Annotated in this window: 18 protein-coding genes; 11 read left to right on the forward strand and 7 right to left on the reverse strand. The window is 70.2% G+C overall.

Going from position 1 to position 22,796, the window contains the following annotated elements; all coding sequences use genetic code 11:
* The first annotated feature begins 21 nt into the window (after positions 1-21).
* From AC3WLZ_RS10845 to AC3WLZ_RS10890, 10 genes are all read left to right on the forward strand, one after another.
* Positions 22-870: a nitrilase-related carbon-nitrogen hydrolase gene (locus AC3WLZ_RS10845; protein WP_412924955.1), complete on the forward strand. Its 849-nt coding sequence runs from the start codon at positions 22-24 to the stop codon at positions 868-870.
* A gap of 1 nt (position 871) precedes the next feature.
* Positions 872-2,314 carry a dihydropyrimidinase gene (gene hydA / locus AC3WLZ_RS10850; protein ID WP_412924956.1) on the forward strand — a complete coding sequence of 481 codons (1,443 nt, stop codon included), beginning with the start codon at positions 872-874 and terminating at the stop codon, positions 2,312-2,314.
* An 11-nt stretch (positions 2,315-2,325) separates the two neighbouring features.
* Positions 2,326-3,354 (forward strand): TIGR03842 family LLM class F420-dependent oxidoreductase, encoded by a 1,029-nt coding sequence (locus AC3WLZ_RS10855; RefSeq protein WP_492470027.1) that lies wholly within the window; start codon positions 2,326-2,328, stop codon positions 3,352-3,354.
* Positions 3,351-4,331, forward strand: coding sequence for an ABC transporter permease subunit (locus AC3WLZ_RS10860; RefSeq protein WP_492470028.1), 981 nt, complete (start codon positions 3,351-3,353; stop codon positions 4,329-4,331). The genes AC3WLZ_RS10855 and AC3WLZ_RS10860 overlap by 4 nt, the downstream gene beginning before the upstream one ends.
* Positions 4,328-5,119: an ABC transporter ATP-binding protein gene (locus AC3WLZ_RS10865; protein ID WP_412924959.1), complete on the forward strand. Its 792-nt coding sequence runs from the start codon at positions 4,328-4,330 to the stop codon at positions 5,117-5,119. The genes AC3WLZ_RS10860 and AC3WLZ_RS10865 overlap by 4 nt, the downstream gene beginning before the upstream one ends.
* Positions 5,116-5,898 carry an ABC transporter permease gene (locus AC3WLZ_RS10870; RefSeq protein WP_492470029.1) on the forward strand — a complete coding sequence of 261 codons (783 nt, stop codon included), beginning with the start codon at positions 5,116-5,118 and terminating at the stop codon, positions 5,896-5,898. The genes AC3WLZ_RS10865 and AC3WLZ_RS10870 overlap by 4 nt, the downstream gene beginning before the upstream one ends.
* 80 nt (positions 5,899-5,978) lie before the next feature.
* Complete coding sequence (locus AC3WLZ_RS10875; RefSeq protein ID WP_492470030.1) at positions 5,979-7,151, forward strand: ABC transporter substrate-binding protein; 1,173 nt, start codon at positions 5,979-5,981, stop codon at positions 7,149-7,151.
* Positions 7,152-7,228: 77 nt separating this feature from the next.
* Complete coding sequence (locus tag AC3WLZ_RS10880; RefSeq protein WP_492470031.1) at positions 7,229-8,470, forward strand: LCP family protein; 1,242 nt, start codon at positions 7,229-7,231, stop codon at positions 8,468-8,470.
* A gap of 81 nt (positions 8,471-8,551) precedes the next feature.
* A complete protein-coding gene (locus AC3WLZ_RS10885; protein ID WP_492470032.1) occupies positions 8,552-9,715 on the forward strand; it encodes a glycoside hydrolase family 3 N-terminal domain-containing protein in 1,164 nt (387 codons plus the stop codon).
* A gap of 83 nt (positions 9,716-9,798) precedes the next feature.
* Complete coding sequence (locus AC3WLZ_RS10890; RefSeq protein ID WP_492470033.1) at positions 9,799-14,004, forward strand: DUF3418 domain-containing protein; 4,206 nt, start codon at positions 9,799-9,801, stop codon at positions 14,002-14,004.
* A 62-nt stretch (positions 14,005-14,066) separates the two neighbouring features.
* Here AC3WLZ_RS10890 and AC3WLZ_RS10895 read toward each other — a convergent pair whose 3' ends face one another.
* Complete coding sequence (locus tag AC3WLZ_RS10895; RefSeq protein WP_492470972.1) at positions 14,067-14,552, reverse strand: MarR family winged helix-turn-helix transcriptional regulator; 486 nt, start codon at positions 14,550-14,552, stop codon at positions 14,067-14,069.
* A gap of 49 nt (positions 14,553-14,601) precedes the next feature.
* On the opposite strand from AC3WLZ_RS10895, the gene AC3WLZ_RS10900 reads away from it, so the two are divergent.
* Positions 14,602-15,498 (forward strand): DMT family transporter, encoded by an 897-nt coding sequence (locus tag AC3WLZ_RS10900; RefSeq protein ID WP_492470034.1) that lies wholly within the window; start codon positions 14,602-14,604, stop codon positions 15,496-15,498.
* 22 nt (positions 15,499-15,520) lie between these two features.
* Here AC3WLZ_RS10900 and AC3WLZ_RS10905 read toward each other — a convergent pair whose 3' ends face one another.
* The 6 genes from AC3WLZ_RS10905 to chvE all read right to left on the reverse strand — a co-directional run bounded on the left by AC3WLZ_RS10905 (position 15,521) and on the right by chvE (position 22,484).
* A complete protein-coding gene (locus AC3WLZ_RS10905) occupies positions 15,521-16,342 on the reverse strand; it encodes a hypothetical protein (RefSeq protein WP_412924966.1) in 822 nt (273 codons plus the stop codon).
* A complete protein-coding gene (locus AC3WLZ_RS10910) occupies positions 16,339-17,004 on the reverse strand; it encodes a LuxR C-terminal-related transcriptional regulator (protein ID WP_492470035.1) in 666 nt (221 codons plus the stop codon). The genes AC3WLZ_RS10905 and AC3WLZ_RS10910 overlap by 4 nt, the downstream gene beginning before the upstream one ends.
* A complete protein-coding gene (locus AC3WLZ_RS10915) occupies positions 16,992-18,299 on the reverse strand; it encodes a sensor histidine kinase (protein ID WP_492470036.1) in 1,308 nt (435 codons plus the stop codon). Before AC3WLZ_RS10915 ends, AC3WLZ_RS10910 begins: the two co-directional genes overlap by 13 nt.
* 166 nt (positions 18,300-18,465) lie before the next feature.
* A complete protein-coding gene (mmsB, locus tag AC3WLZ_RS10920) occupies positions 18,466-19,725 on the reverse strand; it encodes a multiple monosaccharide ABC transporter permease (protein WP_412924969.1) in 1,260 nt (419 codons plus the stop codon).
* On the reverse strand, positions 19,712-21,238 hold the full coding sequence (gene mmsA, locus AC3WLZ_RS10925; RefSeq protein WP_412926145.1) for a multiple monosaccharide ABC transporter ATP-binding protein: 1,527 nt from the start codon (positions 21,236-21,238) through the stop codon (positions 19,712-19,714). Before mmsA ends, mmsB begins: the two co-directional genes overlap by 14 nt.
* Before the next feature lie 142 nt (positions 21,239-21,380).
* The gene (gene chvE / locus AC3WLZ_RS10930) at positions 21,381-22,484 is read right to left on the reverse strand and encodes a multiple monosaccharide ABC transporter substrate-binding protein (RefSeq protein WP_492470973.1); all 1,104 of its coding nucleotides are present in this window, start codon (positions 22,482-22,484) and stop codon (positions 21,381-21,383) included.
* Between the last annotated feature and the right edge of the window lie 312 nt (positions 22,485-22,796).

Genomic DNA, 22,796 nt, shown 5'->3' on the forward strand with positions numbered 1-22,796 from the left:
GCCCGGAGGAACGAGGGGACCATGACGACGGTACGCGCCGCGATCACGCAGACCACCTGGACCGGCGACAAGGCATCCATGCTCGACAAGCACGAGCAGTTCGCTCGGGATGCCGCGGCGCAGGGTGCGGAGGTCCTGTGCTTCCAGGAACTGTTCTACGGCCCCTACTTCGGCATCACCCAGGACCAGAAGTACTACCGCTACGCCGAGCCCGCGGACGGTCCGATCGTGCAGCGGTTCGCGGCCCTCGCGAAAGAGCTGGGGCTGGTCACCGTCCTCCCCATCTACGAGGAGGCGCAGACCGGGGTGTACTACAACACCTCCGTGCTCGTCGACGCCGACGGCACCGTGCTCGGGAAGTACCGCAAGAATCACATCCCGCACGTCGAGAAGTTCTGGGAGAAGTTCTACTTCCGCCCGGGCAACCTGGGCTACCCCGTCTTCGACACCGCCGTCGGCAAGGTGGGCATGTACATCTGCTACGACCGCCACTTCCCCGAGGGATGGCGCGAGCTGGGTCTGAACGGCGCCCACATGGTGTTCAACCCCAACGCCACCAAGCCCGGCCTGTCGAACCGCCTGTGGGAGGTCGAGGGCCCCTGCGCCGCGGTCGCGAACGGCTACTTCGTCCTGCAGCCCAACCGCGTCGGCCGCGAGGACAACGAGTACGGCGACGAGGCCGTCACCTTCTACGGCACGAGCCAGGTCATCGACCCGCGGGGCAACCACGTCGGGGCGCTCGGCTCCGACGAGCACGAGGAGATCCTCATCCGCGACCTCGACCTCGACCTCGTGCAGCAGATGCGCGACGACTGGCAGTTCTACCGCGACCGTCGCCCCGACACCTACGGCGAGATCGTGGAGGCCTGAGATGACAACGACCCTCATCACCGGCGGCACCGTCGTCAACGCCACCGGCACGGGAGCCGCGGACGTCCTGATCGACGGCGAGACGATCGTCGCCGTCCTGCAGCCGGGCTCGACCCTCCTGGGCCACGACCTCGCGGCATCCGTCGACACGGTCGTGGATGCCACCGGCAAGTACGTCATCCCCGGCGGCATCGACGCGCACACGCACATGCAGATGCCGTTCGGCGGGACCGAGGCATCCGACACCTTCGAGACCGGCACGCGCGCCGCCGCGATCGGGGGGACGACGAGCATCGTCGACTTCGTCGTGCAGTACCCCGAGGAGAACATCCTCGACCGCTACCAGGCGTGGCACGAGAAGGCCGCCGGGGAGTGCGCGATCGACTACGGCTTCCACCAGATCCTCTCCGACGTGCAGGAGAGCTCGCTCACGGCGATGGACGAGCTCATCGCGGAGGGCGTGACGAGCTTCAAGCTGTTCATGGCCTACAAGGGCGTGTTCCTCTCCGACGACGGGCAGATCCTCAGAGCGTTCCAGAAGGGCGCCGACAACGGCGCGATGATGATGATGCACGCCGAGAACGGCGCGATCATCGACGTCCTCGTGCAGCAGGCCCTCGCCCGCGGCGAGACGAGCCCGTACTTCCACGGCACCACGCGGCCGTGGCAGGCCGAGGAAGAGGCCACGCACCGCGCGATCATGCTCGCCGACCTCACCGGTGCCCCGCTGTACGTGGTCCACGTCAGCGCGAAGCAGGCGGTGCAGCAGATCGCCGAGGCCCGTGACCGCGGTATGAACGTGTTCGGCGAGACGTGCCCGCAGTACCTCTACCTCTCTCTCGAGGACCAGCTCGGCGCGTCGAGCGAGGAATGGGGAGACTTCGAGGGCGCGAAGTGGGTGTGCTCGACGCCCCTGCGATCGAAGCACGAGGGTCACCAGCACCACATGTGGCAGTCGCTGCGCACCAACGACATCCAGATGGTCTCCACCGACCACTGCCCGTTCTGCATGAAGGGGCAGAAGGACATGGGGCTCGGCGACTTCTCCAAGATCCCCAACGGCATCGGCTCGGTCGAGCACCGCATGGACCTGATGTACCAGGGCGTCGTCACCGGACAGATCACGCTCCCCCGCTGGGTGGAGCTGACGAGCACGACGCCGGCGCGCATGTTCGGGATGTACGGCAAGAAGGGCGTCATCCAGCCGGGCGCGGACGGCGACGTCGTCGTCTACGACCCGAACGGGCACACCTCGATCGGCATCGGCGAGGGCCGATCCCACCACATGAACATGGACTACTCGGCGTGGGAGGGGTACGAGATCGACGGTCGCGTCGACACCGTGCTCTCACGCGGCAAGGTCGTCGTGGACGCCGGCGGGTACGTCGGCGACAAGGGCCACGGCCGGTACATCGCCCGCGGCCTCAGCCAGTACTTGGTGTGAGAGGGGACCCCATGGATTTCGGCGTCGTCCTCCAGACCAACCCGCCCGCCGCCCGCACGGTGCAGCTCGCGCAGCTCGCCGAGGCGCACGGCTTCAGCCACGTGTGGACCTTCGACTCGCACCTGCTGTGGCAGGAGCCGTACGTCGTGCACTCGGCGATCCTCGCGGCCACGCGCCGCGTGACGGTGGGCCCGTTCGTCACGAACCCCGCCACCCGCGACTGGACCGTCACGGCATCCACGTTCGCCACGCTCAACGAGATGTACGGCAACCGCACGATCTGCGGCATCGGCCGCGGCGACTCCGCGGTGCGCGTCACCAACGGACGCCCGACGACGCTGAAGGCGCTGCGCGAGTCGGTGCACGTCATCCGCGAGCTCGGCAACTCCCGCGCCGTGGAGTACAACGGCGCGACCCTCCAGTTCCCGTGGAGCCGGGGCTCGAAGCTCGACGTGTGGGTCGCCGCGTACGGCCCCCTCGCGCTCAAGCTCACCGGCGAGGTGGCCGACGGGTTCATCCTGCAGCTCGCCGACCTCGACATCGCCGAATGGATGATCACGACGGTGCGCCAGGCCGCCGAGAACGTCGGCCGCGACCCCGACGAGATCGCGTTCTGCGTCGCCGCCCCCATGTACATCGGCGAGGACACCCCCGAGAGCCGCGCGCACATGATCGAGCAGTGCCGGTGGTTCGGCGGGATGGTCGGCAACCACGTCGCCGACATCGTCTCGAAGTACGGCGCCGGCTCCGACGTCCCGGCGGCCCTGACCGACTACATCGCCGGCCGGACGGGCTACGACTACAACTCCCACGGCAAGAGCACCAACGACCACGTCGACTTCGTCCCGGACGAGATCGTCGAACGGTTCTGCATCCTCGGCACCGCCGAGGAGCACATCGCGAAGCTCGAGAAGCTGCGGGCCCTCGGCGTCACGCAGTTCGCCGGCTACCTCCAGCACGACAACAAGGAGGAGACGATGCGGGTCTACGGCGAGACCGTGATCCCCGCGCTCACTCCCCCGGTGACGGCGAAGCGGTGACCGATCAGGCGATCGCCCCAGGGTCGGTGACCTCGATCGCCCCCGACGACGGCGGCGGGATGCCGCGCGCTCGACGCCGTCGCGGCGCGGGCACCGCCGTGCGTGTGGCGTGGGGCGTCGCCGGGGTCGCGGCCGTGATCGCGATCTGGGAGCTGTACAAGCTGCTCGGCCCTGCCGACGGCGTCACCGTCGGCGGGGACGGATCCGCCGGATCCGGCGTCATCCTGCTCCCCCGCACGCACGACCGAGCCATGCCGCACGTGTGGGACATGATCGCGCGGATGTTCGCCCCCACGAGCGGCGGCGACACCCCGGCGCTCCTCATCTCGGTCCTCCAGGCGGCCGGGACGACCCTGGGCCTGGCGGCCGTGGGGTGGCTCATCGGCGTGGTGGTCGGCGGCATCCTGGGCGTCGCGATGCAGCGCTGGCGCCTCGTCGAGTGGGGCCTGCTGCCGTGGATCGTCGTGAGCCAGATCGTCCCGCTCATCGCGTTCGCCCCCGTCGTCAACGCGCTCGGCAACCAGATCGACCGCGCCGGAGTGTTCCCGTGGCCGCAGTGGTTCTCGGTCGCGCTGATCGCCTCGTACCTGGCGTTCTTCCCCGTGGCCATCGGCATGCTCCGGGGCCTGGAGGCCCCCGACGCGCTGCACCTCGACTTGTTCCATGCGGGAGCTGCCGGCTGGTGGTCGACGCTGATCCACCTGCGCCTCCCCGCCGCCGTGCCCCACCTGCTGCCCGCCCTCCGGCTCGCCGCCGCCTCCGCCGTCGTCGGCGCGGTCGTCGCCGAAGTGTCCATCGGGCTGCGCGGCGGCATCGGCCGCATGCTCATCCAGCTCGCCGGTCAGGCCTCGTCCGACCCGGCCGCCCCCTGGGCACCCACCTTCGGAACCGTCGCCATCGGGCTCATCGCCGCCGCGGGCGTCGCCCTCATCGGTGTGACCCTGCACCGATTCCGTCGCGGAGAGGAGATCCGATGACCGCACCCGCTGTCCACGCCACGGGCGTGGGAAAGGTGTTCCCCTCGACGGGTGGCGAGGTGACCGCGCTCACCGGCGTCGAGCTCGACGTCGCCGCCGGCGAGTTCGTCTCGCTCATCGGCCCGTCGGGGTGCGGCAAGTCGACGCTGCTGCGCCTCATCGCCGACCTCGACTCGCCCAGCACCGGCGACCTCGCGATCTTCGGCAAGCCCGCTCGCCAGGCGCGCATCGACCAGGACTACGGCATCGCGTTCCAGCAGGCGGGGCTCCTGCCGTGGCGCACGGTCGCGGCGAACATCGCCCTCCCGCTCGAGCTGCACCGCTGGAACCGCGCCCGCCGGGACGCTCGCGTCGCGGAGCTCGCCGACCTCGTCGGACTGTCCGACTTCGTCGGGCGCTACCCCGACCAGCTCTCCGGCGGGATGCAGCAGCGCGTCGCGATCGCCCGTTCGCTCGCGGCCTCCCCGCAGTTGCTCCTCATGGACGAGCCGTTCGGCGCCCTCGACGAGATGACGCGCGAGCGACTGCAGACCGAGCTCGCCCGCATCACCGCCGAGACCGGCGCCGCGGTGGTCTTCGTCACGCACTCGATCCCCGAGGCGGTGTTCCTCTCCGACCGCGTCGTCGTGATGAGCCCGCGTCCCGGACGGATCACCGACGTGATCGACACCCGCCCGGGACGCCCGCGGGACGAGGCCCTGCGCGAGTCACCCGAATACTTCACGCGGGTGACCGCCGTGCGCGAGGCGCTGCACGGCACTCCCCTGCAGCGGGCGAACGAACGATGACCGCCACCCGGCTCCCGGCGTGGGTGCGCGTGGCGGCGCCGATCGCCGTCGGTCTGATCGGCCTCGCGCTCTGGTACGCCTACGTGGCCTCGGGGAGCGCCCCGCGCATGCTCCCCGACCCGGGCGCCATCCTCGACGAAGGCATCCAACGCTTCTCGCTCATCGTGGAGGCGGCCGCGATCACGGGGACCAACGCCCTCGTCGGGCTCGTCGCGGGAACCCTCGTCGCCGTCGCCCTCGCCGCCCTGGCCGCGACGTGGCGCCCCGTCGACGGCATGACCGCTCCGTTGGTCGCGGCCCTCGCCGTAGTCCCCATCGTCGCGATCACGCCCATCCTCAACACGATGTACGGCGCGTCGAGCCAGTTCGGCCGCGAGGCGGTCGCCGCCATCGCCGCCTTCGTGCCCGTCTTCGTCAACACGCTCCGCGGCCTGCGGCAGACGCGGCCGGTGCAGCGCGACCTGTTCCGCGCCACCGCCGCGACGGGAGGACAGACGTTCCGCTTCCTCACCCTCCCCACCGCGCTGCCGTACCTGCTCACCGGCATCCGCGTCGCCGCCTCGCTCGCGGTGATCTCCGCCCTCGTCGCCGAGTACTTCGGGGGCCCGTCCGACGGCATCGGCACCGCGATCGCCACGTACGCCAAGTCCGGGCGCGCCGCCCTGGCGTGGGCGTTCGTGGGCGGCGGCATCGTGATCGGTCTCGTCTTCTTCCTCGTCACCTCGCTGCTCGAACGCGTCATCGCACGGCGCCTCGGCGCGGGGCGTCCGCCGGCCTGATCGGCATCCTTCCCATCCGCTCTCGACAGAACAGGTTCCACCGCTCCACACCTGCACCACCCGCACCCGAAAGGACTCCCATGACACACAGCACACGTCGCGCCCTCGGCGCGTTCGCGGGGATCGCCGTGGCATCCCTCGCCCTCTCCGCCTGCGCCGGCGGTTCCAGCGCGCCCGCCGAATCGAGCGAGGACTTCACGCCCCTGACCTCGGTGAAGCTGCAGCTGCAGTGGCTGCCGCAGGCGCAGTTCGCCGGCTACTACGTCGCCCTCGACAAGGGGTACTTCCAGGAAGAGGGCTTCGACGACGTCGAGGTCGTCCCCTCGGGAGGCGACATCGTCCCGCAGGACGCCCTGGTCGCCGGCGACGTCGACTTCGCCGTCGCGTGGGTGCCCAAGGTTCTGGGCACGATGGAGAACCAGGGCGTCGAGCTCACCGACATCGCCCAGGTGTTCCAGAAGTCCGGCACGACCCAGGTGTCGTGGAAGGACTCCGGCATCACGAGCGTCGACGACTTCGAAGGAAAGCGCATCGGCTCGTGGGGCTTCGGCAACGAGTGGGAGATCTTCGCCGCGATGGCGGACAAGGGCCTGGATGCCTCCACGGTCCAGATCACGACGCAGGACTTCTCGATGAACGCGCTCCTGGACAAGGACGTGGATGCCGCCCAGGCGATGACGTACAACGAGCTCGCTCAGCTGCTCGAGACCGTCAACCCCGCCACCGGGAAGCTGTACACGATGGACGACATCAACGTCATCTCGTACGAGGACACCGCCGGCGCCATGCTCCAGGACGCCATCTGGGCCGACACGAAGCGCCTCGCCGACGACCCGGCCTACGCCGACGCCGCGACGCGCTTCCTCAAGGCCGTCATCAAGGGCTGGGTGTTCGCGCGGGACAACCCCACCGAGGCCGCCGACATCACCTACACGGCCGCGACCGCACCCGGGGTCAGCGCGTTCCCCGTGGGCCCGACCCACCAGCTGTGGCAGATGAACGAGGTCAACAAGCTCATCTGGGCCGGCGGCGACTTCGGTCTCGTCGACTCGGCCGCGTGGGACAAGACGGTCCAGGGCGCGCTCGCCGCGAAGAACCAGGACGGCCTCAACCTCATCACCACCGAGCCCCCGGCATCGGCGTACTCGAACGACTACATCGAGGCCGCGCTGACGGCGCTGAAGGACGAGGGTGTCACCGTGGACGGCAACTACACGCCGATCGACGTCACCCTCACCGAGGGCGGGCAGTAAGTGGCGCACGGGGCGGTCGGCGGTCCGGCCGCCCCGTGTCGCACCGCGTTCTCGGGGCGGCATGATTGACTACCCGGATGACGCAGCCCCCCGCGCAGCACGCGCGCCGCGCCCCCGTGTCGGGCTGGCGCCGCGGAGCCAAGGCCCTCGCGATCGCGCTGACGGTCGTCGTCGTGGCGGCCGTCGCCGTCGGCGGCTTCTTCGCTTTCTCCCTGACGCAGCGTCTGCAGGAGGCAGCCGTCCCCCTCAAGGACGCTCCCGCGCAGCCCCCGGCGCTCAGCTCCTATGACGAACCGTTCTCCGTTCTCGTCGTCGGCACGGACGAGTGCGACGACGAGGTGAAGGCGGCTTTCGGCGCGCGCTGCAGCGACCCGGAGAACGAGGGCGCACGCAACGACGTCAACATGCTCGTCCACGTCTCGACCAATCCGCGTCGAGTGACGGTCGTCTCGTTCCCGCGCGACCTCGTGATCCCGATCCCGGAGTGCACGGCCGCGGACGGCACGCTCTTCGAGGGCGCGTACAGGGCACAGATCAACACCGCGTACGAGGACGGCGGTCTCGCCTGCGTCGCCAACACCATCTCGGAGCTGAGCGGTCAGACGATTCCCTTCGCCGCGAAGGTGAGTTTCGGCAACGTCGTGAACATCACCGACGCGATCGGCGGCGTCGAGGTGTGCATCGGCGGCGACGGCATCGACGACCCCGACGCGGGCATCGACTGGCCCGCGGGGCCACGCGTCGTCACCGGGTATGACGCTCTCGCATTCCTGCGCACCCGCCACGGCGTCGGCGACGGCAGCGACCTCGCCCGCATCGGCAACCAGCAGCAGTACCTCTCTCGACTGATGAACAAGCTGCGCAGCGACGAGGTGCTGTCGAACCCGGCCACTCTCATCACGCTCGCCAACACGGCGGTCAACAACATCACCCCGAGCCAGAGCCTGGCCGATCCGCTCCGCATCGCGCAGCTCGCCTACACGCTCAAGGATGTCCCGTTCGACGACATCACCTTCGTGCAGTATCCCGTCGTGGACGACCCGGACGACTCGAACCGGGTGATTCCGGACGAGGCATCGGCCACCGTGCTGTGGGGCGCGCTCGAGAGCAACGCCCCCCTCGTCCTCACCGGCGAGGCCGGAGCCAACGGCGGCGTGATCGCCGATCCGTCGGCGCCCGCGCCCACCGAACCCGCCCCGGTCGAGACCACCCCGGCTCCGGATGCCTCGGCCAGCGCGGGATCCGTCCCCGTGGAACTGCCGAGCAACGTCACGGGGTCGAAGGCCAACCAGGCGACGTGTTCGGGCGGCAACGGCTGAGCACGCGGCATCACGCCGCGGGCGCGGTCAAGCCCCGGCCCCGCTGCGCGTTCGCGCCGGATGATGAGCGACCATCGAAGGGTGAAGAACGCCACGCGGTCGATGGTCCTGCTCCTGCTCGCCGCCGTTGCGTTGAGCGGGTGCGTGCCCGAGCCCACCCCCACGGCGACCGCCACCGCGGTCGCCACTCCCACCCCCAGCCCGACGCCGACACCGACACCGACGCCCGACCCGCTCGCGGGCATGAGCCTGCCCGACAAGGTCGGCCAGCTGTTCATGGTCGGGACATCGATCGCCGGCGCCGATCCGACGACGCTCGCCGCGGTGCGCGACGACCACATCGGCGGAATCTTCCTGCACGGGCGTTCGGATGCCGGCATCCAGGCCACCGCCGACCTCGTCGCCGGGTTCACCTCCGCCGTCGGCGCCGGCCGACCCGCGCTGTGGGTGGCGACCGACCAGGAGGGCGGCGACGTGCAGGTGCTGTCGGGGCCCGGATTCGATGGCATCCCATTCGCCCGCGATCAGGGTGAGTGGGACGACGCGGGGCTCCGGACCAACGCCGCGGTCTGGGGACGCCAGCTCGCCGAGGCCGGCGTCACCATGAACCTCGCCCCGGTCGCCGACATCGTCGATGGTCCGGACGCCGCGCAGAACAATCCCCCGATCGGGCAGCTCAACCGTCAGTACGGGTACGACGGCGCCACCGTCGCGGCGAAGGCCGGAGCGTTCGCGCAGGGGATGCGCGACGGCGGCATCCTCCCGACGTTCAAGCACTTCCCCGGCCTCGGGCACGTGAGCGGGAACACCGACACGCGCACGGACGTCACCGACGACGTCGTGACCCCCGACGGGCCGGACGTCGGGGTGTATTCGACGGTCCTCGGCCAGGGGCCGGCCCTCGTGATGGTCTCGACGGCGATCTACACCCGCATCGACCCGAGCGCTCCGGCCGCCTTCTCCCCCACCGTCGTGGGAGTACTGCGCAACAGCGTGGGCTTCGACGGCGTCATCACCGTCGACGACCTCTCAGCCGCGCAGCAGGTGCAGCCCTGGACGCCCGCGGACCGGGCGACCCTCGCGATCGACGCGGGCATCGACCTGCTGCTGGTCTCGGCCGACCCCTCGGTGTACCCCGAGATGCATCACGCGGTCCTCGCCCGGGCACAGGCCGATCCGGCGTTCGCCGCGAAGGTGGATGACGCCGCCCGCCGCATCCTGGTCGCCAAAGCCGCGATGCCCTGACCGGGCCGCCCGCCGCACCGCCTCATGCCGGACGCCGGGCGTCGGGACGCCGGCCGGACCTCATCGCGATAGGCTGGAAGGCTGTGTCCGTCGAACCCGTCATCGTCTACCCGCCCGAGCTGCCCGTCAGCGCCGCGCGGGACGAGATCGCGCGCGCGATCCGCGACAACCAGGTCGTGATCGTCGCCGGCGCGACCGGCTCGGGCAAGACGACACAGCTGCCGAAGATCTGTCTCGAGCTCGGGCGCAGCTCGATCGCGCACACCCAGCCGCGCCGCATCGCCGCGCGGACCATCGCCGAGCGCATCGCGGAAGAGATGCAGGTCCCCCTCGGCTCCACCGTGGGTTACAAGGTGCGCTTCACCGACAAGGTGTCGGCCGACACCCGAGTGACGCTCGTGACCGATGGCATCCTGCTCAACGAGATCCATCGCGACCGTCTGCTGCGCCGGTACGACACGATCATCGTCGACGAGGCCCACGAGCGGTCCCTCAACATCGACTTCCTGCTCGGGTACCTGCGGCGCATCCTGCCGCAGCGGCCCGACCTCAAGGTGATCGTCACGTCGGCGACGATCGATCCCGAGAGCTTCGCCCGGCACTTCGCCGCCCCCGCCACCCAGCCCGGCGGCGAGCCGGTGCCCGCGCCGGTGATCGAGGTGTCAGGGCGGACCTACCCGGTCGAGATCCGATACCGGCCGCTCGACGGCGCGGACGAAACTCCGGAGAATCCGGATGCCGAGGAGCCCGCGGCCCCCTCGCATCGCGGCAGCGCCGGCCACAAACCGTCGAAAGTCAGGAGTTCGGCCCGGCCCGGGCGCGACGCCGACGACGTCGACGAGGTGGGCGCCGTCGTCGCGGCGCTGCGCGAGCTGGACCGCGAATCCGCGGGCGATGTGCTCGTGTTCTTCCCGGGCGAGGCCGAGATCCGGGATGCCGCGGACGCCATCCGCGGGGCGTACCAGAAGGATGCCGCGCCGACCGAGGTCCTCCCCCTCTACGGCCGCCTCTCCGCCGCCGAGCAGCACCGGGTCTTCGAGCGCTCCACGGTCGCGGGGGTCCGCCGCCGTGTCATCCTCGCCACCAACGTCGCCGAGACGAGCCTCACCGTGCCCGGCATCCGGTACGTCGTCGACACCGGGACCGCGCGCATCTCCCGCTACAGCAATCGCTCGAAGATCCAGCGGCTGCCGATCGAGGCGGTGTCGCAGGCGTCGGCGCAGCAGCGCTCGGGCCGCGCCGGGCGGACGTCGCCGGGCATCGCGATCCGGCTGTACTCGGAGGAGGACTTCCTCCGCCGTCCCGAGTACACCGAGCCGGAGATCCTGCGGACGTCCCTGGCCTCCGTCATCCTGCAGATGCTCTCGCTGGGGTTCGGCGACATCCAGGCGTTCCCGTTCCTGACGCCGCCGGACTCCCGGGGTGTCAAGGCCGCGTTCGACCTCCTCGTCGAGCTCGGCGCCGTGAAGCTCCCGGCGCCGGGGTCACGGGGCGCCGATGTATCGCGCGACCGCGACGTCCGCGGCGACGGCGACCCGTCACGGCAGCGGAGCGAGCGCGGTGACGAGCGCGGCCCGCGGCTCACCGGCATCGGCCGCGAGATCGCCCGGCTGCCGATCGACCCGCGGTTCGCCCGCATGCTCCTCGAGGCGCGCGATGCCGGCGTGCTGCCGGAGGTCATGGCGATCGTGGCGGGGATGTCGATCCAGGACGTGCGTGAGCGTCCCGAGGAGCGGCGCGAGGAGGCCGACCGCTTCCACGCGCGCTTCACCGACCCGGCCAGCGACTTCCTTTCGCTGCTGAACCTGTGGGAGTACCTGCAGGAGAAGCAGGCCGAGCTCGGCTCGAGCGCGTTCCGGCGACTGTGCCGCAGCGAGCACCTGAACTACGTGCGCGTGCGCGAGTGGGTTGACGTTCACCGCCAGCTCTCGTCGCTGCTCGGCGCGGGGCGCGGCGAGGCGCGGCGCGGGGAGGCGGGGCGCGCGAAGAACAATGTCCCACTTATGGCCGGTTCGGGCCGCTCCGAACGGCAACATTCGGGACACGCACCGTCAGGAGTGGGACGAGGGGCGCGCGGAGACGCCCCCGAGGGGCACGCGCAGGGGGATGCCATCCACCGCGCGATCCTGTCCGGACTCCTGTCGCACATCGGCATCCTGGATCCCCGCACGATCGCCGCCCCGAAGGATCGCAAGACGCCGGGTGACGGGCGCCCGAGCAAGGGCGAGTACATCGGCGCCCGCGGCGCCCGGTTCGCGATCTTCCCGGGATCGGGGCTGAAGAAGAGACGTCCCTCCGCGGTCATGGCGGCCGAGCTGGTCGAGACTTCTCGCCTGTTCGCCCGCACCGTCGCGGCGGTCGACCCGGCGTGGGCGGAGGAATTAGCCCCCGAGCTCGTCAAGCGTTCGCTGAGCGAGCCCCACTGGTCGAAGGATGCCGGCTCCGCCGCCGCCTACGAGAAGGTGACGCTCTTCGGGGTCGAGCTCGTCGGACGACGCCGGGTTCAGCTCGCGCGTTTCGACCGCCCCCTCGCGCGCGAGATGTTCGTGCGTCACGCGCTGGTCGAGGGCGAGTGGGATCCGTCGGTGCTGGACAAGCGCCTCACGGCGTTCCTGCGCCGCAACCAGGAGCAGCGCCGCCTGCTCGAGAAGATCGAGGAGCGCGAACGCCGCCGCGACATCCTCGTCGGCGACGAAGCGGTGTTCGCGTTCTACAACGCGCGCATCCCCGCCGACGTCACCGACGTCCGCTCGTTCGAGACGTGGTGGAAGGATGCCTCGCAGCGCACGCCGCATCTTCTGGACCTGCGCGAGTCCGACCTCACCGGTGACCGCGCGCAGGGCGATGACCGGGCGTTCCCGGCACGCTGGCGGCAGGGCGATCAGACTCTGAACCTCGCCTACCGCTTCGAACCCGGCGCCCCCGACGACGGTGTCACGGTCGTCGTGCCGCTGCCGCTCCTCGCGCAACTGCGCCCGGACGGATTCGACTGGCAGGTGCCGGGGATGCGCGACGAGCTGGTCACCGCTCTGCTGCGCGCCCTCCCCAAGACGATCCGGCGCAACGTCGTGCCGGCGGCGGACTGGGCGGAGAAGTTCTCGGCCGAGCTCGCCGAGAAAGGCCCCGAGCACGCGAACGGGCTTCCGAAGGCAACGCTCGTCGACGCTTTGGCGGCGCAGGTGCAGCGGGTGGCGAATCAACGCGTGAGCGCCGCCGACTTCGAACTCGACCGCGTACCGGGCCATCTCATGATGTCGTTCCGCGCGGTGGACCCGCGGGGCCGCGCCGTCGGCTCCGACCGCGACCTCGGTGCCCTGCAGCGTCGGCTCGCCGACCGCGCACGCTCCAGCGTCGAGTCGACGATCGCGCGGCCGCACGCCAAGGCCGCGGCGCGGGTCGCCGAGGCATCCCCCGCGTTCGCCTCCCGGACGAAGCTCACGACGTGGGATCTCGACGAGCTCACCGAGGTCGTCGACACCCCCGTCGCGGGCGGCGTCGTGCGCGGCTACCCCGCCCTCGTCGACGAGGGAGACAGCGTCGCACTGCGGGTGGAGGCCACCCCCGAGGACGCCGTACGGCATACGCGGGCCGGCATCCGTCGCCTGCTGCTGCTGGCCGTCCCCTCGCCCGCGTCGTACGTGCTCGACCACCTCACCGCGAACGAGAAGCTGGCTCTCGCCGCCTCGCCGTATCAGAACGCCAAGGCGCTCATCGAGGACGCGCGGGTCGCGGTGGCCGACGACGTGCTTCAGCGCGCGGCATCCACCGGGATCGTCCGCACGCGGGCGGAGTTCGAGAGCGTGCGCGACGCGTTCTCGGCGGCGTCGGTCGAGCAGACGTTCCAGGCCGTGTCGCTGGTCGCCCGGATCCTGCTGGCGCAGCGAGACGTGGAGCGGGCGATGAAGGATGCCTCGTCGATCACGCTGCTCGGGGCTCTCAACGACGTGCGGGGGCAGCTGCAGGGCCTCGTCTTCCCCGGCTTCATCTCGCGGACGGGCCTCTCGCGCCTGGCGCATCTGCCGCGCTACCTGGCGGGAGCTCTCGAGCGGGTGAAGACGCTGTCGGACAACCCGGGCCGCGATCGTCAGCGGATGACGGAGTACGAGCGCGCGGCCGCGGGTTTCGTCGAGGCGGGCGGAACGATGCCGCTCCCCGCCGACGCCCCGGCGAACCTCGTGCAGACGCGGTGGCTGCTCGAGGAGTTCCGGGTGAGTCTGTTCGCCCAGCGCCTGGGGACCGCCGAGCCGGTGTCGCCCCAGCGGCTGGCGAAGGCCCTGAAGGGCGCGTGAGGGGTCAGTTTTCGTCGCCCGGAAGCGGTCCAGGCGACAGAAACTGACCCCTCACGCCTGCATCAGACCCCCAGCGCCCTGCCCCACGTGCGCAGCAGCGCTTCGAGGTCGGCGCGCTGAGCACGGCTGAGGGACTCGAGCAGCCGCTGTTCGTTGCGCACGTGGGCGGCGAACGTCTCGTCGATGACACGCACACCCGCGGGTGTCAGAGCGACGATGCGTCCGCGTCCGTCGTCGTCGCTCCCCCGACGGACGACCAGACCGGATGCCACGAGCCGATCGACGCGTTTCGTCACCGCACCCGTGGTCACCATCGTCGTGCGCGCGAGCTCGCCCGCCGCACAGGCGTAGGGCTCGCCCCGGCGGCGCAGGGCCGCGAGGATGTCGAACTCGCCCTCCCCGAGGCCGTGATCTCGATAGACGCGAAGCAGTTCTTCGCGGAGGCGGTCGGCGACGCGGTGCAACCGACCGATGACCTGCAGGGGCGAGACGTCGAGGTCGGGCCGCTCGTCGCGCCATTCCGCCACGATCCGGTCGACGCGATCCATGTCGTTCACGCCGCCCACTTTACCTTCCCTGGAAGCTAGAATGCCTTCCGTGGAAACTATCTGGCGTGCGGTCGCCATCACCGCCGTCGCTCCGATCGCCTGGGGCGCGACGTACGTCGTCACGCGGCACCTGCTCCCCGCCGATGCCCCGCTGTGGGGCGCGGCGCTGCGTGCTCTCCCCGCCGGCGTCCTCCTCTTGCTCTTGGCCCGCCGGATGCCACGCGCAGCGTGGTGGTGGAAGGCGCCGATCCTCGGCGCCCTGAACTTCGGCGGCTTCTTCGTCCTGGTGTACGTCGCCGCGCAGCTTCTGCCCTCGTCGGTTGCGGCGTCGATCATGGCGCTCGCGCCGTTGGTGCTGGCCGGTCTCGCCTGGCCTCTTCTGCGGCAGCGCCCGACGGCACGCTGGGCCCTCGGCTCGGTCCTCGGCATCGCCGGGGTTGTCCTCATCGTGGGGCTCAGCGCCGGCGGCGTCTCCCCCGCCGGGGTCGTGGCATCCGCGATCGCGCTCTCGTCGTCTTCGCTCGGCGGGATCCTCACGACACGGTGGCGAGACGACACACCGCTCCTCGCTACGACGTCGTGGCAGCTCACCGCCGGTGGGATCGCCCTGACCGCCGTGGCGGCCGTCGTCGAGGGGCCGCCTCCGCGAGTGGATGCCACGGGGGTCGCCGCCTACGCCGGGGTCGCGGTAGTGGCCACGGCCCTCGCGTTCGTGTGCTGGTTCACCGGACTGCGGCTCCTGCCGGCGGGAACGGTGGGAGTGATCGGACTGCTCAACCCGGTGACCGGCGTCCTCCTGGGCATCGCGGTCGGCGGGGAGTCACTCGGCGCGGGCCAGGTCATCGGCATCGTGGCGGTGCTCGCCGCCATCGTCGCCTCCCGCCCGCACAAGCGCGTGAGAGGTCAATCTCTGTCGCCCGGGGGCGACCCAGGCGACAGAAACTGACCCCTCACGCAACAGCGCCGGGTCAGGACGTGCGCAGCGTCACAGAACCGATCGTCGCCTGCACGTCGACGCGGGGCGTCGCGGTCGGCGAGGTCCGCAGGGAGTTGTCGACCGAGCCCGGGCCCTCGCTGGTGAGGCGGTAGGTCTCGTCGGGAAGCCCGATGTCGGCCGAACCCGCCGTCACCTCGACGCTCGTGCGCGCGGGAGCCGCCCCCGTCAGATCGGCGGTGAGGTCGCCGCCGGTGACCTCGAACGTCGCCGCGTCGGCGCCGTCGACGTCGGCGGTGATCGACCCGCCGGAGACGCTGAGGGTGAGTGCGCTGGCGCCCCCGGACAGCGTTGCGGCCCCGCCCGTGACCTGAACGTCGACGTTCCCGTAGTCGCCGGTCAGATCGAGGGTGCCGCCCGCGACCTCGACACGGAGGTCGAGGTCGGCGCGCTCCAGTGACTGCGGGAGGGTGAGCGTCGCCTGCGAGCCGCTGCCCCAGTCCGCGAACGAGCGGCGAGGCGACGAGACGTGGAGGGTGTTCCCCCGACGCTCCAGCGTCCAGGCGCCCGCGCCTCCGCCGCTCAGCTCCGCGTCGGAGACGTCGTCGTAGGAGATGCTCAGCGCTCCCCCGGCCAGATCGACGTCCAGGTCGCGCACCCCCTGCACGTCGCTCTGCTGCAGCGGCGGTCCCGCTTCGCTGCCGCGAAGGTCGTACGCGGCGCTGATGCCCGTGCTCACGAGCGTGCCCAGGATGACGCAGCCGCCCACGATGATCGTGCCGATCGCAACGGCCAGCGCACCCTTGGACCGCGCGGGTGCGGCGGGCTTCGGATCGGTCGGGGTCTGAACGGTCATGAGGACGCTCCGGTGGTGTCGTGGCCCAGGTGGACCAGGGCGGCGATGACGCGACGGTTGCCCGTCTCGTCCTGCTCGAGACCGAGCTTGGTGAAGATCGCGGTGATGTATTTCTCGACGCTGGCGGGCGAGACGAACAGGGTCTGCGCGATCGCCTGGTTCGAGCGCCCTTCGGCGATCAGGGCGAGCACCGCGCGCTCGCGCTCGGTGAGCGACTGGAGTCGGTCATCGCGGCGTCGACGGGCCAGCAGCTGACCGACGACCTCCGGGTCGAGCAGGGTGGCTCCCTCGGCGATCCGCGCCACGGCTTCGAGGAAGTCACGCACGTCGGCGACCCGGTCTTTCAACAGGTAGCCGAGCGAGCCCTGACCGTCGGCGATGAGGTCGCTGGCGTAGCGCTCCTCGACGTACTGCGAGAGCACGAGGACCGCGAGCCCGGGATGCCGTGACCGCAGGGCGATCGCCGCGCGGATGCCCTCGTCGGTCCAGGTCGGCGGGAGCCGCACGTCGAGGATGCAGAGGTCGGGGGTGGTGTCGGCCACGGCGTCCTCGAGGCCGGCCGCGTCCGCGAGCGCGGCGACGACCTCGTGGCCGTCGTCGGCGAGGAGGCGGACGAGCCCCTCGCGCAGCAGGACGGAGTCCTCGCAGATCAGGATGCGCACGGTACCGTCACCTCCACCGAGGTCGGGCCGCCCTGCGGGCTGTCGATGCGCGCGGTTCCCCCCGCCGCCGTGACGCGGTTGACGATGCCGTCGAGCCCGCCGCCGGGGACGACGCGTGCGCCGCCCAGACCGTCGTCCTCGACGCGCGCCCACAGCGACCCGTCGTCGCGGACCCGCACGTCGACGCGGCAGGCGCCGGCGCGCGAGTGCTTGGCGGCGTTCGTGAGCGCTTCGGCGATCGAGAAGTACACCGCGGCCTCGGCCGCTCGGCTGCACCGTCGCGGAAGGCGCACGTCGAGGGTCACGGGGATGTGCGACCGTGATGCGAGCGCCGACAGGGCGGCATCCAGCCCTCTGTCCTCGAGGACGGACGCGTGGATGCCCCGCGCCAGCTGCCGCAGCTCCGTGATGGCCGACTTGGTCGAGGCGTGCGCCTCGGCGACGAGCGCCTTGGCCGCCTCCGGGTCGTCGTCGATTTTCGTCTGCGCGAGACCAAGGGTCATGCCGATCGAGACGAGGCGGGGTTGGACGCCGTCGTGAAGGTCGCGTTCGATCCGGGTGCGCTCTACTTCGGCCGCTCGGACGGCGCCGGCGCGGCGCGTGTCCGACGTGCGCGCCTGCTCCTCGAGCTGCGCTTCACGGGAGGGGACGAGGATCGCCCGGACGAGCACTCCGTGCAGCAGGCCGAGGCCGACCAGCGCGCCGGTGGCGACGAGGGCGACCAGCGCCCCGACGAGCGGGGCGGCCAGGCCATCGAGCGGGAGCAGCCCGAACAGGCGTGTGTGGCTCCATCCGAAGATCGGGCTGGCGACGAGGGCGAGCCCCCAGGCGACCGCGCCGACGAGGACGAGCGTGACGAGGCCGAGCACGGTCGAGACGGTGAAGGACGCCACCGCCCGCCACTGCCGCGCGTCGATCGCCTGCAGCCAGATGGTGTGCAGCACGCCGACGAACCCCGGCTTGGGGCTGCGTCGCACGCGCAGGGCGGGGAGGCCGAAACCGTAGAGGCCGTCCACCCGCGCCAGTTCGAACCAGGCGACCGCGAACAGCGCGTAGACGAGACCGGCGAGCACGACGACGCCGATCAGAACGGCGAATAACAGGCCGACGCCCGCGCCGAGCAGGCTGAAGAGCCCGCCTAAGACGGCCGGGCCGATCATGCCGAGAGCGGCGAGCTGCGCGATCGCGCCGGCGACGTGCCCGGGCGAGGAGATACGCACCGACGTCCGCGGCAGCGCGCCCGGGGGCGCGGGCAGCGGCGGCGGCGAAGGAGGAAGGACGGATGCCGTGGTCATGTGTCCCACGGTAGGACGCCGCCCGCACCGCGGTCAGCCGGGCATCCCGCGTCTTCGTTCGGGTTTTCCCGAATGCCGCCTTCCCGCTGCGCCACCCGGCACACGGCCCGGGAAACGACGGACGCCCCGCCGCACGAGGCGACGGGGCGTCCGGGGACGGGGTGGATCAACCGCGGGTGCGGTTCTTGTTCCACACGTCGAAGGCCACGGCCAGCAGCAGCACGAGACCCTTGATGAACTGCTGCACATCGGTCGAGATGCCCATGAGCGACATGCCGTTGTTGAGCACACCCATGACGAGACCACCGGCGATCGCGCCGACCACGCGGCCGACACCACCCTGCACGGCGGCGCCACCGATGAACGAGGCGGCGATGGCATCCAGCTCGAAGAGGTTTCCCGCGCCGGGGCCGGCCGAGTTCAGGCGACCCGTGAACACGATGCCGGCGAGGGCCGCGAGCACGCCCATGTTGACGAACAGCAGGAAGTCGACGCGGCGCGTGTTGATGCCCGACAGCTTCGCGGCGGTGCGGTTGCCACCGATCGCGTAGATGTGGCGGCCGAAGACGCTGCGGCTCATGACCGTCGAGTACCCGATGACGAGGATCGCGAGGACGACGAGGACGATCGGCGTCCCGCGCGAACCGGGCGCGACACCCAGCAGGTAGGTGAGGTAGGCGATGAGCGCACCGCCGCCGATGACCTTGACCAGGAACGCCGCCATCGGCTCGTTCTGCAGCTCGAGCGCGGCGCGCTTGGCGCGCTGGCGCACCTGCGAGAAGACGAACAGCACGAGCGTGAGGACGCCGAGGGCGACCGTGATCCACTCCGCGGGCGACGTCGCCGCGGGGAAGAGCTCCGGGAACAGGTAGCCACCGCCGAGCTGACGGTACTCGGTCGGGAACGGCGTGATCTGCGTGTTGCCGAGCGTCATCTGCGTGAGACCGCGGAACAGCAGCATGCCGGCCAGCGTCACGATGAACGCGGGGATGCCGACGTACGCGACCCAGAAGCCCTGCCACATGCCGACCACCGCGCCGAGCACGAGGGAGAGCAGGATGCCGAGCCACCAGGGCATACCCCACTGCACGATGAGCACGCCCGAGACGGCACCGACGAAGGCGGCGACCGAACCGACGGACAGATCGATGTGGCCGGCGATGATGATCATCACCATGCCGATCGCGAGGATCAGGATGTAGCTGTTCTGGACGATGATGTTCGACACGTTGCCCGCGGTGAGCAGACGCCCGCCGGTGAGGGCCTGGAACAGCAGCACGATCACGATCAGCGCGATGAAGATGCCGATCTCCCGCAGCCGTGACGTGAAGAACTGCACGATGTTGCCGGTTCCCCCGGCGGCACCGCCGACGGGTCCCTTCGGCGTCGCCGGCCCCGTCTGGGTCGTGGTGTTAAGCGCTGACATGGTCGGCTTCCTTCTCCTTCGTCATGAGCACCATGAGAGCCTCGGGTGTGGCTTCTTCGATGGGCAGCTGGCCGGTGATGTGGCCCTCGCTGAGGGTGTAGATGCGGTCGCAGATGCCGAGCAGCTCAGGCAGCTCCGAGGAGATGACGAGCACCCCCTTGCCCTGCGCCGCGAGGGAATTGATGATCGTGTAGATCTCGTACTTCGCGCCCACGTCGATGCCGCGGGTCGGCTCGTCGAGGATCAGCACCTCCGGGTCGGAGAACAGCCACTGCGACAGCACGACCTTCTGCTGGTTGCCGCCGGAGAGCTTCCCGACCACGACGTCGACCGTCGGCGCCTTGATGTTCATCGACTTGCGGTACCGGTTCGCGACGAGGTACTCCTCGTCACCGTCGACCCAGCCGCGCTTGGTGAGCTTGCGCATTCCGGCGAGCGAGATGTTCCGCTTGATCGTGTCGATGAGGTTGAGGCCGGCGCCCTTGCGGTCTTCGGTGACGTACGCCAGTCCGCTGCGGATCGCGGCGGGGACCGTAGAGGTGTCCGCCTTCTGCCCGCGGATGTAGACGTTGCCGGAGATCCGGGAACCGAAGCTCTTGCCGAACACGCTCATCGCCAGCTCGGTGCGGCCCGCGCCCATGAGACCGGCGATCCCGACGACCTCGCCCGCGCGCACGTTCAGGTTGGCCTCGTGGATGACGACGCGACTGGCATCCGTCGGGTGGTGAACGGTCCAGTCCTCGATGCGGAGGACTTCGTCACCGATCTCGACGTCCCGGTCGGGGTAGCGGTTCTCGAGCTCGCGACCGACCATGCCACGGATGATGCGGTCCTCGCTCGTGCCGCCGGTGGCCACGTCGAGGGTCTCGATCGTGCGACCGTCGCGGATGATCGTGACCTCGTCGGCGATCGCGCGGATCTCGTTGAGCTTGTGGCTGATGATGATCGACGTGATGCCCTGCCCCTTGAGGTGGCGGATCAGGTCGAGCAGGTGCTCGGAGTCGTCATCGTTCAGGGCGGCCGTCGGCTCGTCGAGGATGAGGAGCTTGACGTCCTTCGACAGCGCCTTGGCGATCTCGACGAGCTGCTGCTTCCCCACGCCGATCTCGTTGACCGGGACGTCGGGGCTGTCGCCCAGACCCACGCGGGCGAGGAGCTTGGATGCCTCGCGGTTGGTGGCATCCCAGTCGATGAGGCCGCGGTGGGTGATCTCGTTGCCGAGGAAGATGTTCTCCGCGATGGAGAGGTAGGGGCTCAGCGCGAGCTCCTGGTGGATGATGACGATGCCGGCCGCTTCGCTGTCACGGATGTCCTTGAACTCGACGGTCTTGCCGTCGAAGACGATCTCGCCGCGGTAGTCGCCCGCGGGATAGACGCCGCTGAGCACCTTCATGAGAGTGGACTTGCCGGCGCCGTTCTCGCCGCAGATGGCGTGCACGGTGCCGCGGTCGACGGTCAGGGACACGTCCGCCAGGGCGATGACGCCAGGGAACTCCTTGGTGATCGAGCGCATCTCGAGGATGGTGCTCACGAGGTCCTCCTTGCAGGGCCGGCTCGCAGCCGGTGAGGGGTGAGGGAACAGGGGCCTCCGCCGCGCCCGAACAGGTCGGTCGCGGCGGAGGCGGTGCGGGAGGGCCGGAGCCCTCCCGCGGGGATCACTTGAGGTCGTCGGCGGTGTAGTAGCCGCTGTCGACGAGGACCTTCTCGTAGTTGTCCTTCGTGACGATCGTGGACTCGAGCAGGTACGAGGGAACGACCTTCTCGCCGTTGTCGTACGTCTCGGTGTCGTTGACCTCGGGCTCGGTACCCTTGCGGATGTCGTCGACCATGGTCACGGCCTGCTTGGCGAGCTCGCGCGTGTCCTTGAAGATCGTCGAGTACTGCTCACCCGCGATGATCGACTTGATCGAGCCGACCTCGGCGTCCTGACCGGTGATGACCGGCAGCGCGTTGGCTGCGTAGCCGCCCGAGGTCAGAGCCGAGATGATGCCGATCGAGAGGCCGTCGTAGGGCGAGAGAACGCCGTCGAGCTTCGTGCCGCCGATGACGGTGAGGATGTTCTCCATGCGCTTCTGCGCGGTCTCGGGCAGCCACCGGAGGATCGCGGCCTGGCCGAACTCGGTCTGGCCGGAGGGAACCTTCAGTACGCCCTTGTCCATGTAGGGCTGGAGCGTGTCCATCGCGCCCTTCCAGAAGAAGGTGGCGTTGTTGTCGTCGGGGCTACCGGCGAACAGCTCGACGTTGAAGGGACCCGCGGCACCGGTCTCGGCACCCGAGGCGTCCAGGACGCCCAGGCCCGTGAGCAGCGACGTGGCCTGCTGCACGCCGACCTTGTAGTTGTCGAAGGTCGTGTAGTAGTCGACGTTCTTCGTGCCGTTGATGAGGCGGTCGTACGCGATGACCGGGATTTTCGCGTCGGCGGCCTGCTGCAGGACGTCGGTGAGGGTGGTGCCGTCGATGGAGGCGATGATCAGGGCCTTGGCGCCCGAGGTGATCATGTTCTCGATCTGCGAGACCTGGGTGGGGATGTCGTCGTTGGCGTACTGGAGGTCGACCTGGTAGCCGAGGTCTTCCAGCTGCGACTTGACGTTGTTGCCGTCGGCGATCCACCGCTCCGACTGCTGCGTCGGCATGGCGACGCCGATGATGCCGCCGGCCTCTGCCGCGTCTCCGCCGCTGCTGCCGGTACGGTCGCCCGCGCAGCCCGCGAGGCCGATGCCGAGCGCAAGGACGCCCGCCCCCGCGATCGCCTTGAGCATGCTGTGCTTCTTCACTCTGGTTCCCTTCGTTGGGTTTGATGTCACGGTCTCTTCACACGAAGCCGACCGCTGCAGCGCGGACGGCACGCCGGTCACGCGGCCGTCGGGGCGAAACGAGGCCGGTCGGCGAGGCGGGTTCAGTGCATCGTTCGAAACGTCTTCGTCTCGACGGAGTCGCTCCGCAGCGAGTCCCGTCGGCGTTGTGTGGGCGGTCATGTGACCGTTCACATTGTGTGTGTGATGCTACCCCGCGTATCGCCGCCGCTGTCAAGTCCCTGTGCGTTCGTCGACCAGCCGTTGCCAAACCGTGAC

It is taken from the genome of Microbacterium sp. FW305-3-2-15-F-LB2, from assembly GCF_058787255.1.